The sequence below is a fragment of the Tritonibacter litoralis genome, from assembly GCF_009496005.1.
GTDB classification, from domain to species: Bacteria; Pseudomonadota; Alphaproteobacteria; order Rhodobacterales; family Rhodobacteraceae; genus Epibacterium; species Epibacterium litoralis.
The window spans coordinates 13253-25107 of record NZ_WIBF01000017.1 but is presented as its reverse complement, the minus strand read 5'-3'; the positions used below and the strand labels follow the sequence as shown (position 1 = coordinate 25107).

Genomic DNA, 11855 nt, shown 5'->3' with positions numbered 1-11855 from the left:
TGTATAAAAAACAAAGAGTTAATAATTGATGATCTTTGACGCTGATGGATTTTTAAGTTTTTGATGGTTGAATTAAGTCGATAATGTGACGTTTTCTTGTTGGGTATATGTTCGGCTTGAAATTATGTGTTTTTGGGAAATTGATTGTTTCACTTGGGGCGTTGGGTGTTTTTTAACATGAGCACATCAGCTCACGCGATTTGCCGCAGAATCGTTGCGGGTGAAAACCAAACGGCCGCTTTGACCGCAATGCGAAGCGATTGGAAAAAACGGGCAGGTGGTGTAGCCTGCCCTTGTGGATTGTCTCAGTCTTCGCGGAATGCGCGGGACATCGAGTCGACAATCGGCTTGGTGAGATATTGGAAGAACGTGCGTTCCTGCGTGGTAATCAGGATTTCCGCCGGCATGCCTGGTGTGGGAATGAAGCCTGGAACTTCTGCAATGCTCTCTGGGTCAAGATTGATCCGCGCGACATAGACCTCTGGGTTCTTCACATCCGTGGTGTTGTGGATCGAGTCGGCTGAGACATAGAAAACCTCTCCGTCCAACACCGGTGTGGTGCGCTGGTTCAAAGCGACCAACCTGATAAAGGCGTGCTGTCCCAAATGAACGCTGTCGATCTCGGTTCTGGGAACAAGGGTTTCGATGATCAGCGGCGCATCCATCGGCAGGATTTCCGCAACTTCCTTGCCACCTTTGATGACACCGCCCGGCGTATGATAGTGCATCCTCAGAACCGTACCCGACACCGGGGCCACGATTTCGGTTCGGCGCAGAATGTCTTCGGCTTGCAAGATCTGTTCATTGATGCTGTCCAGTTCTGCCTGAGCCGCCTGAAGCTCATCAAGGGCCGTCTGATTATAGGCATGTCTGGTTTGGAGCGCCTGTTTTTGGTACTTGCCGATCATTGTTTCGCTTTCGCCAATCTCAGCAGTCAGGCGCGCGATCTGCCCTTGTGCGTCTACCAAGGCGCGTTGCAGCGAATTGATCTCGGTCCGTCGTGTCAGCCCGCTTTTGAACAAGGCGCTCTTTGCGGCGTGATCGTCCTCTAACAAGGAAATCTGCTGCTTCAAGGCGTCGCGCTGTTCACGGTAGCCCCATATCCGGAGCTTCTGAGCCGAGATATTGGCGTCAATCAAAGCCAATTCGTTTTCCATTTTTTCACGGGTCAGTTCAAAGCTTAGCCGTTGGCTGTCGATGATTTGGGCTAGATTGAAATCCCGTTCCGCCTGGCGCAGCAACCTGTCGGTAAAGGCGATGCTCTCCATCCCCTCATATTCCGCCGCCAGCCGGGACACCATGGCGTTCAGGCGTGCGCGGCGCAGTTTCAGCTCGGATAGGTCCGTTTCGGCAGCTGTCTTGTCCAACGAGATCAGCGTCTGTCCCGCTTCGACAAAATCCCCTTCTGAAACCGGGATGTCATGGATAATGCCCCCTTCAAAGTGTTGAACAATCTTGTTGCGGCCGGTGGCGACAAAGCTGCCTTGGGACACGACCGCAGCAGCCAATGGGGCGGAAAATGCCCAATATCCAAACCCGCCAAGCGCCCCCAGCATCAGGACCAGACCAAGAAATCCGATCCGCCAGACTTGGCGCGGCAGTTCTGTATACCATTCCTCTGGACGGTCCTGGGGGTCTTCGTGATCAATTGTCAAAAAGGTCATCGTATATCCAATTCAGCTTTAGTCTGTCGGGCGGTTCAAATTCGGGTTCTGCTGTTGTGGCGGTGCCTGCGGTGTTGCACCATTGTTGGGGCGTATGGCTTGAGGCCCCCCCTTGCGACGTTGTTCCAAAGCCTGCAGCACTTGTTGGCGATGCCCGAACATGGCGATATTGCCGTCTGCCATCAGCATGATCTTGTCCACAACGCTGAGGAGCGAAGGCTTTTGCGTGATGACCACAACGGTCATGCCGTGATCCTTGGCATGTTTCATGGCGCGCGCCAAAGCGGCGTCGCCTGCCGTATCCAGATTTGAATTCGGCTCATCCAGCACCACCAGGCGCGGCTCGCCAAAAAACGCGCGCGCCAGGGCTATCCGTTGTTTTTGCCCGCCCGACAGCGGCGTCCCATCGGCGGCGACCATGGTTTCATACCCCTCGGGAAAGCTTGCGATCATTTCATGCACATCTGCCAGAACGGCGGCCTTGTGGATCTGCTCGTCGCTGACGTCGGTGCGCATCCGGGCGATGTTCTGTTTGATGGTGCCGGGAAACAGCTGCACGTCCTGCGGCAAATACCCGATGTTGGTCCCCAATTGCCGCTGATCCCAATTGCGCAGATCCATCAGATCCAACCGCACCGCGCCAGAAGTTGGCAAGATCGAGCCCACCAGCATTTTACCAAGCGTGGTCTTGCCGGCGCCAGAGTTGCCGATCACTGCAAGGGATTCACCCGGATCCAGCATAAAGCTGAGCCCGTTGAGCACCACGCGTTTGGTGCCCGGCGGGACAAACAGCAGCCGCTCTACATCCAGGCGACCTTCGGGGCTGGGCAGAATCAACCGGTTGGTATTCAATGGGGAGCTTTGAAGCAGTTTTGAGATCCGACCATAGGCTGCGCGGGCCAAAAGGAACTGGTTCCAGCCTTCAATCGCGCCTTCTACCGGGGCCAAGGCGCGGCCTGCGATGATTGACGCGGCGATGACCATACCGCCAGTGATCTGATCCTGAATGGCCAGATACGCCCCCCAGCCCAGCAGGCCGATTTGCGTCAACAAACGCACAGCACGGGAAAGGGCAGCGGTGATAATATTGCGGTCCTGCGCCTTGACCTGAGATTTCAGCGACCGAGCTGTGTCTTGCCCCCAGATGTTCACGGCTTCGGGGATCATCGCCAGGGCGTTGATGATCTGGCTGTTGCGCGACATCGAATCCAGATGCAAGTTCGCGCGGCTTTGATGCAGGTTGGCTTCGGCAAACCCGCGCGAGGTGATGCGCTGGTTGATCAACGCAATGACAAACAGGATCAGTGCGGTAACCACAACGATGGTGCCCAGATGCGGGTGCACCAAATAAATGGCGAGGATAAAGAAGGGGGCAAAGGGCACGTCCAAAAAGGACAGTAATGTCGCCGACACCAGAAAACCGCGCAGCTGCTGCAGGTCACCCAAGGTCTGATACTCGCGCCCGTTGCTGTTGAGCGAGGCGCGCGCCGCTGCAGACAAGATCGGCGCGCCCAATTGTGCTGCGACCTCAACCGCCGTCCGCATCAAGATAAACCGCCGCACCGCGTCCAGGATCGCTTGCAGTACCACCGCACCAACGATCACAGCGGTCAGCATCACCAGCGTATCCATCGACCGGCTAGTGAGCACCCGATCAGAGATCTGAAAAAGATAGACTGGAATAGCAAGGATCAGAAAATTCGTGGCGCAGGTGAAAATCCCGACCAGGATCAGGTTTTGGCGAATGGCTTTGAGACCGCGTTGCAGCCCGTCGGCAAAACCTCCCGAACGCACCCGTTTGTGAAACTTGTTCCCACCGCCACCTTTGCCACCAGAGCTTGCGGGGGCGGGGGGCGGCGCGATCTTCTTGAGTATCGCGCTGGATCCTCCGGTTGGGCTTGGCCCTGTGGGTGAATTTTCAGTGATCCGCCCTTCATTTCGAGGATCAACACGTTGGTCTGGTTTCAGTCGAAAAGTGTCCGGCTTTTCGTTTTGTGAAGACTTGCTCTTGTTGGCCGCAGTGGAAAACCCCTGCGTTTCTTCTGATTGGTAGTCCTTCACTTGTGCGCTCCTTAAGTGATTTTAAGCGAGGACCGACTGCATGACATCAACGGAAACTTCGGTTGGAAGCGGGGTTGAAATCGCATGGTCGTCACCGCCTTCGTCCTGCGGGATCAACCCGTCCGCCAGGAACAAAAACGCCTCTCCGGTCAGGCCGCTGTTTTCGGCCGCCAGCACAGGATCCTCTTCGGAAATGAAATCGGCTTGGTACAAAAAGCTTTCGGTATAGGCTCCTTCGCTTGTGTAAATGCGTGAATCGATGCCAGCGTCGATGATCGAAGCCATGTTGATCAGCTCGTTCTCACCGCTGATCACCGAAACATCTGCGCCATCGATGCTTTGGGCTGTTTCAGACGCCCAGGCGATTTGGTCGGCGTCGCCGAGCAGATTAAATTGTTCGACCATCTGGACATCAACGATGTCCCCTTTGATGTTCAAAATGCGCAGCAGATCTGTGCCGACAAAGGCCTCGTCGTTGCGCGCCGCTCCGATATCTGTGTCCCCGCGCATCACAGCCTCTGAGGCGTCGGCGAAGGTCTGGTTCATTTCGACAATCTGGTCGGTGCCGATCTGACGGATGGAGGCTGAGTTAAACAGGAGATTGTCCGACGTAGAAATCGAACCCTCAAACCCCGCTTGATGATAGAGCACGTCAGAGTCCAGCAACACGTTGGTTTGTGAAATGAATTTCATATCGACCATATTGCCGCCGACCACGATCAGATCGTAGTGGAAGCCAAGACCAAGCAGGCCAAAACCGTTGGACAGGAAGTTTCCGCCGGTCTGGAAATAGCTATCCTGCGCCTCAAACTGGACGCTCACAACATCATTGTCCGAGGCGAAATTGAATTGCTTGACGTAGTTGTAGTTGATGAGATTGCCGTCGATTTCAGTGATTGCGGCAAAGGAAGGTGGCGGACCAGGTTCACCGTCTTCGCTTTCAGCAGCAGGCCTTGGACTCGAGGTCATCTCAAACGAGAAGCCATTTATCCCAGCGGTGCTTCCTTCTGATGTCTCGGAAACTTGTCCGTTGATGATATCTGTGTCGTTCCAGATATTTACCTGACTTACGGCGATCGTTTCAGCGTGATGTCCCATCACAGTGACAACCGAAGCGTCCAGCCAGTCCGACGCGATCCGCGCTTCGTTCAAGGCGATGTTGCCGCCCGTTGTCAATTCATGCGGGGGATCCTCGGCGTTATCAGGGCTGTCGGGTGTACCGTCAAATTCTTGTGTGATCTCTTCGCCTTCAGCGGTTTTTGCGCCATCGGTCGCGTCTTCCTCATCCTCATCCTCGGATGTTTCAGAGGCAAAGTGGATGCTTATTTCCGGCAACTCCGTCAACGCGTCCGTGGCGGCGCCATTAACGGTCACGCTTAAAGCGTCGTCACCATGGGCGACGTAAACGTCGGCGTCAGTTGCCGACAATGGCACCCCGTGATCCGCAATATGACCCAGTGTTTCGTGCATCTCAGCGGCATTCTGGATCATGGAGTCTTCGTCTTCGGCCATTTCGGGCATGTTCAGCACATGCAGCGTTTGCGCGTATTCCGCGAGATCCAGCAACATCGCGTCAAAGCTGGCGGCTGGCAAAAACTCAACACCAGCGTCGTAAGTCAGCAAAAGATCATGATCCTGCAGCCAGTTGGTCTGGACCGTAATCGAAGCTGCCGAAGACGGGGGTTGGATGAAAAATACCGGCTCACCGCTCAGGATCACCGGGGAAAACAGGGCGGGGTCAAAAAACAGTTTTGGAAAGAAGTCGTAGACATAAGGCGCCGCATAGGCCGGTGCGGCCGGAATAGACGTGTTTACAAATAACAACGGAGACGCCGGAATTGTTGTGCGCCAGCCAAGGTCCGGTTCAAAATCACTGAGGTTATAGGCGCTTGATACATTGATAGTGATGTTCAGCAACGGTCCCAGATCGGGTTGTGGAGATAGCCAGGCCTGCATTTCCTGGTACTGGATCTTCATGCGCGCGGCTTCGACGTTCAGTTCGAAAATTCCAATGAAATGGGCAATAATTTCTGATTTGTCGTCAAGCATGAGCATAACTCCATAAAGTCGTGGGCCACACACCGGCCCGAGCTGCTCGGTCTTTATTGTTGGCATTGGGCGCGGTCATGCCGCGCCCAATGCATTGTTTTCTATCAGGGGTTACCCAAGATCGTCGTCGCCGATCAGCGTGGAGGTGTAGCCACCGCCCACAACGGTCATGTCAACGGTATTGCCCAGAACGTTTGCACCTTGGACGATGCTCTGGTTAAAGGCTGCGTTGTCCAGCGCCGCGTCTGCCGAAGCGGTTGAGGTTCCGGTTACGAAACCATCATCGCCGTTGTTGGACCCCCAGTAACCACCGGACTGACCACCTTGGCCGCCGATCGAGGACGCCCAGCCACCGGCTCCGCCCATGCCGCCTTGGGCATATGCATCACCGCCGCCGACAACTGCGCCACCAGCGATACCGCCGGATGCGCTTGCGTTTCCGCCGTCGCCGCCGTCACCGCCGTCACCGGCAATTGCTTTGGCCAGACCGTTGCCTTCACCAGCACCGTAGCCTTTGCCACCTGCATAGCCGCCATCGGACGAGCCGGATGCTCCGCCTGCGCCGCCTGCACCACCGGCACCGCCGTCACCTGCGTCACCGCTATCGCCGGAGTCACCAGAGGCCCCTTTGCCGTAGCCGTTGGCGTTGCCGCTGTCGGCATCAGCCCAGCCTAGACCGTGGCCAGATGGCAGGAAGCCATGTCCGCCGCCAAGACCGGCGCCGATTGCGCCTGCGTCACCGCTGTCGCCTTTGCCAAAGCCAGCTGCATGGCCAGTGTCACCGGTCGAACCGGTGCCACCACCGCCACCGCCGCCACCGCCGCCGCCGCCGGAACCAGCGTCACCGGAGTCGCCTGCGTTGCCGCCGACACCAACACCAACGCCCAGACCGCCGAGGCCGACGCCTACGGATGTTGCGTTGCCGCCATCTCCGCCATCATCGCCTTCGCTCTTACCGCCGTCGTTGCCATAGTGTTTGCCACCAAAGCCGAGAGCCGAACCACCATCGCTGTAGGCTTTACCACCATCAGCGCCGTTGGCCTTGGCATACCCGTCACCGCCGCCATCGGATTCATTGTCGATACCATCGCCCGAAGACGCATAGCCGCCTTTGGCACCTTGGTACGCTTTGAAGTAGCCGTCATTGGACACTTCTGCAGACTCTGAGACATCATTGTCCTGCAGCGCGTTGTTCATGTTGTTGATGGTGCCAGTGTCGTTGCCCTGACCGGTCAAGGAATTGTTCATCACCTTGTTGAAGTCAGTGTTGCCACCGATATCGGTGTTCATGTCACCATTGGCCATGGTGATATCACCGATTTCTGCGTCACGACCCAGGTCGAAATCCGCAAAATCATCATCAGTTGGCTCATATCCTGGCAGGTCGATCGCGATGTCGACATCTACGTCTGTATGGCTGCTGACTGAGGTTGACGAAATGTTCTTGGTTGCAGCAAGAGCTGCAGAACCAGAATGCGACCCGGAATGTGAGTCAGAATGTGCTCCGCCGTAGCCAGCACCCATGCCAGCACCAACACCCATGCCTGCACCAGCACCTGCGCCGTGTCCGGAGCTGTCAGATGCGGTGCTTGAGTCGTTGGTGTTGCTGTTTGAGTTGGAATTGCCGTTGTTGTTGCCATTCCCGTTGTGGTTTCCGTTCCCGTTCAGGTTGCCGTTCCCATTCAGGTTTCCGTTCCCATTCAGGGCTTCATTGGCGTTCAGGTTCAGGTTTTCGCTGTGCTGACCCTGATGTTGCCCTTGGCCCTGACCCTGGTGCTGGCCCTGACCTTGGTGCTGGCCTTGACCTTGAAGCTGACCTTGAAGCTGGCCTTGTAGGCCAAACAGATGGTTATGCCGATTACCGGACATGGTTTAATCTCCCAATGGAGCTCGAACGACCACCAGTATATCCAACGCGGTCATTGTCGAGCGATTTGATTGTTAAATGAAGTGCTTCTCCTCTTTTGTCGGCTTGGCTCAATTATTTTGAGTGGCTAACAAATTAAGAGATTTCGTGTTGATGCTAATTTCCTCCCTAGCGAATCCGATCAAGTGATTCCGCTAAAAATCGGCTTGAGCGGATGTAAAAAGAACTTGTGAAGAAGGGTCACAAGCTGGTTCAGGGTCGAGGAAATCAGGCACATGCGAAAGCTGGAGATTGTATTTAAGCCAACTTGCGATTTACGCTACATTCTTTTTATTCATGAAAAGCAATATGTTGCGTCATGGATGATGATCAGGCTGTGTAGTGTAATCTGCATAAACGCCTTTGATGGAAAGAACTCATTTGAAACGACTCGTAAAAATTGCTATAACCTGTGGATAACCTTAAGGTCCTGATGGCTAACCATTGGATTAGTTGACCTATTCGGAGCCGCCACAATAACGTGGACTGTGCGCAAATCCGAATTTATAAGAGGCGATTTCTATACTCACAGGCGTGGCTTGTTTTGCGGGGGAGGGGACTCTATTTTCCTATTGTGGCAAGAATAAAATAAAGTCCCTTACTTATTTTGGCGAAAGCCGATTGAAGTAGCGAGTGTGTGGGAGTTTGAAATGCCAGAAATTATCAATTCAGAGACTATGGCGTCGGGGGTGCATCAGAAACTTAAATCAAATTACGACACAGCGGTTTTTATTGGTCCAAAGAAGAGCTTTTCCAATACCGTTCTGCGTAATGTGGAAGCTGAACTGGACGATATCGAACCATTGCGATTTGATTCAGTCAGTGAATTTATTCAAATTGCATCCGGGACAATGGTTCCAGCGCGGTTGATTGTCATTGATGCTTCGATACTGGATGAGGAGCGCAGCCAGTTTTATCGATTGCTCAATGAACGGGAGACTTTGCTTACCGGACCAGAGGCACCGGGGATCGTGCTGGCGTATATGCATGATACCTGTGTTCAAAAGGTCTTTGCGGCGGTCGGGCATGTGGACGGGTTCCAGGGTGTGCTGCCGATGAACCAGAGCATCGATATATGGCTGGCGGTCATGCGCCTGTTGCTGAGCGGGGGCACCTATTTCCCGGCGGATGTGCTGGAGGCAGAACCACAGGACTGTCGTCGGGATGGCGATGCAATGGATGTTGCCAAACGGACCTTGGCCGAGACGCTGACACAGCGGGAAATTGCGGTGATGGAACATGTGATGCACGGGCTGCAGAACAAACAGATCGCCGAAAAGCTCAACGTGTCAGAACATACAATCAAACTGCATATTCATCACGTCATCACCAAGCTGAAGGTGACCAACCGCACTGCGGCGGCGATGAAGTTCATTGAAGTCATGCAACATTGATGGGGGGGGAGGAGCCGGAACCGATGGAGCTTGGTTCTGGGTCTCAGTCCGACGTGCAGCTGGATGATATCCTTCTGCGCGTCGGGCGCTTAAATTACACTTGGACCAACACCGAAAGCCTGTTGATCCATTTGATGGCCGGCCTGGCGGGCGTTGAAAAAGACGTGGCAGTTGTTTTGTTCCTGACCCTCAATACGACACGGGCGCGGGTGGATCTGGTGGAACGCCTATCCAAACTGCCCAAGGTCGAGGAGGAGCTGCGTGACGAGGTGCTGGCGCTGACCAACCGTCTGGTACGTCAGTCCACGCTGCGGAACAAATACAATCACTGTATCTATTCCTTTGACCCGGATCAGGGTCGGCTTCGCACCATCATGATGCGAATTCAGGACCGGCGCAAAGACATCAAAGTCGGAAAGATGGAGACCATAACGCCCGAAGAGACGGAAAACATCGACGCCTGTATCGCCAACCTGGAACGCCTGAACACCGAGATCTGGGCGCTGGTTCAGCGACATGGATTTCCAGCATAGTTGACGCCCCCGACCCACGAGGCCGGGGGCGACTTGTTTGGCGGGTTACAGACCCAGATCTTCTAGGCCCGGGTGATCTTCGGGACGTGGGCCCGACGCCCAGTGGAACTTGCGGTCGGCTTCGTCAATTGCCAGATCATTGATCTGCGCCACGCGACGACGCATGCGGCCGTCTTCGGCAAACTCCCAATTTTCATTGCCAAAGGAGCGGAACCACTGGCCGCTGTCGTCATGCCATTCATAAGCAAAGCGCACAGCGATCCGGTTCCCGGCAAAGGTCCAAAGCCCCTTGATCAGGCGATAATCCAATTCCCGCTCCCATTTGCGGGTCAGAAAGGCGTGGATTTCGGAATGACCGTTCACATATTCGGCCCGGTTCCGCCATTTGCTGTCGTCGGTATAGGCCAGGGTCACACGATCCGGGTCACGGGTGTTCCAAGCATCTTCGGCGGCGCGGATCTTTTTCAGCGCGGTTTCTTCGGTAAAAGGCGGAAAAGGAGGACGAGACATTGGCAACTCCGGTCTAGGCTGGTGAGCCCGCGTGGCGGGTAACTGATCTGTTAATGTACTTAAGGTGGACCGGTCTGTTAACCTACGCAAGGAAAATGTGGCTGAAGCTTGCGAAAAGACGTTCACAGCTTCGTCAAGGCCTGGAAATCGCCTCTAATCGGGGCATTATTGAATGTAAAACACCTGTGGAGTAAGACCGACGCAGGTAATCAGGAGCAGGAATGAGCCGCAATAAACGCGATGAGCTGGTCGAAAAGTCTTTGTGGCTGTTTTATCGGAACGGATTTCACGCCACTGGTATGGATCTGGTTGCCAAGGAGACCGGGGTTTCAAAGACGTCGATCTACAAGCATTTCCGCACCAAGGAAGAGCTGATCCTTGCGGCGCTGGAACTGCGGGATGCCCGGTTTCGCAACTGGCTGATGAGCCGTATGGAAGAGCTGTCACCAACGCCCGAAGGACAGCTGCTGGCCATGTTCGACGCGATCGAGGAATGGTTCTGCGAAGACAATTTCCAGGGCTGCATGTTTGTCAAAGCCAGCGCGGAATACCAGTCCGAAGACCATGCGATCAATCAACAGTCGCTGGCCCATAAACAAGTCTTGGCCGAACAGTTTTCCGGTCTGGCCAGAGCGGCGGGATTTGCGGATCCGGTCCAGGTGGCCAATCACCTGATGGTTCTGAAAGAAGGTGCCATTGTCCTGGCCGCGATGTCCCATTCCGCGACCCCTGCCCAAGATGCACGTGCGGTTGCCAAATTGGTTTTAGAGTCGGCAGCGCGGGTCTGACTCAACAAAAAAGCGCGGAACCAAGTTCCGCGCCCAGTTGGGGAAGTGTTTGTGGGGCTTAACCCATGCGTTCGCTGGAGAACGATCCAGCAGAGGCCGGGAAGACCACTGTTTTATTGCCATTCAGGAAAGCACGATGGTGTGCATGTGCATGAATGGCGCGTGCCAGAACCTGGCTTTCCACATCACGGCCCAGCGACACATAGTCCGACGCCGATTGCGAGTGGGTAATGCGCACGATGTCCTGTTCGATGATCGGGCCTTCGTCCAGATCCGCAGTCACATAGTGGGACGTCGCACCAATCAGCTTCACACCGCGCTCATAGGCTTGCTTGTATGGGTTTGCGCCTTTGAAGGATGGCAGGAACGAGTGGTGGATATTGATAATACGGCCGGACATCTTCTGGCACATCTCATCCGACAGGATCTGCATGTAACGCGCCAGAACCACCAGTTCTGCACCGGTGTCTTCAACCACTTTCATGATTGCGGCTTCGGCTTCTGGTTTGTTTTCCTTGGTCACTTTGATGCAGTGGAACGGAATATCCGCGTTCACAACAACTTTCTGGTAATCCATGTGGTTGGAGATCACCGCGACAACCTCCACCGGCAGCGCGCCGATGCGAACCCGGTACAGCAGGTCGTTCAGGCAGTGACCAAAGCGGCTGACCATGATGATGACCTTCATCTTCTCGGACTCATCATGGAAGGCGAAGTTCATGTCAAACGGCTGTGCAATTGCACCAAACCCGTCTTGCAACGTGGCCAGATCCACGCCGTCTTCGGACGCAAAGCTCACCCGCATAAAGAAGTTGCCGGTTTCAGCATCGTCAAACTGCGAGCTGTCGGTGATGTTGCAGCCTTTTTCCGCCAGATAGCTGGATACGGCAGACACGATGCCACGGGTGGAAGGGCAGGTTACGGTCAAACAGAATTTTGTCATGGGTCTC

General features: G+C 54.8%; 9 protein-coding genes. 3 read left to right on the top strand and 6 right to left on the bottom strand.

Annotated features, from left to right (window positions below):
• Nucleotides 1-305: 305 nt before the first annotated feature.
• From GFB49_RS19060 to GFB49_RS19045, 4 genes are all read right to left on the bottom strand, one after another.
• Nucleotides 306-1664, bottom strand: a complete 1359-nt coding sequence (locus GFB49_RS19060) for an HlyD family type I secretion periplasmic adaptor subunit (RefSeq protein WP_153217629.1) — start codon at nt 1662-1664, stop codon at nt 306-308.
• An 18-nt stretch (nt 1665-1682) separates the two neighbouring features.
• Entirely contained in the window at nt 1683-3725 is a 2043-nt protein-coding gene (locus tag GFB49_RS19055) for a type I secretion system permease/ATPase (protein WP_343032644.1), read from the bottom strand.
• A gap of 21 nt (nt 3726-3746) precedes the next feature.
• Entirely contained in the window at nt 3747-5774 is a 2028-nt protein-coding gene (locus tag GFB49_RS19050; RefSeq protein ID WP_153217627.1) for a hypothetical protein, read from the bottom strand.
• Between the two features lie 111 nt (nt 5775-5885).
• Nucleotides 5886-7643 carry a hypothetical protein gene (locus GFB49_RS19045; RefSeq protein ID WP_153217625.1) on the bottom strand — a complete coding sequence of 586 codons (1758 nt, stop codon included), beginning with the start codon at nt 7641-7643 and terminating at the stop codon, nt 5886-5888.
• 687 nt (nt 7644-8330) lie between these two features.
• Here GFB49_RS19045 and GFB49_RS21315 point away from each other — a divergent pair.
• Both GFB49_RS21315 and GFB49_RS19035 read left to right on the top strand, forming a co-directional pair.
• Nucleotides 8331-9074: a response regulator transcription factor gene (locus GFB49_RS21315; RefSeq protein ID WP_153217623.1), complete on the top strand. Its 744-nt coding sequence runs from the start codon at nt 8331-8333 to the stop codon at nt 9072-9074.
• Nucleotides 9075-9097: 23 nt separating this feature from the next.
• Nucleotides 9098-9607, top strand: a complete 510-nt coding sequence (locus tag GFB49_RS19035) for a hypothetical protein (protein ID WP_153217621.1) — start codon at nt 9098-9100, stop codon at nt 9605-9607.
• A 45-nt stretch (nt 9608-9652) separates the two neighbouring features.
• On the opposite strand, the gene GFB49_RS19030 is transcribed toward GFB49_RS19035, so the two are convergent.
• Nucleotides 9653-10117 carry a nuclear transport factor 2 family protein gene (locus GFB49_RS19030; RefSeq protein ID WP_153217618.1) on the bottom strand — a complete coding sequence of 155 codons (465 nt, stop codon included), beginning with the start codon at nt 10115-10117 and terminating at the stop codon, nt 9653-9655.
• 221 nt (nt 10118-10338) lie between these two features.
• On the opposite strand from GFB49_RS19030, the gene GFB49_RS19025 reads away from it, so the two are divergent.
• Nucleotides 10339-10905, top strand: coding sequence for a TetR/AcrR family transcriptional regulator (locus GFB49_RS19025; protein ID WP_153217616.1), 567 nt, complete (start codon nt 10339-10341; stop codon nt 10903-10905).
• 58 nt (nt 10906-10963) lie between these two features.
• On the opposite strand, the gene purU is transcribed toward GFB49_RS19025, so the two are convergent.
• Complete coding sequence (purU, locus tag GFB49_RS19020; RefSeq protein ID WP_153217614.1) at nt 10964-11848, bottom strand: formyltetrahydrofolate deformylase; 885 nt, start codon at nt 11846-11848, stop codon at nt 10964-10966.
• Nucleotides 11849-11855: the final 7 nt, after the last annotated feature.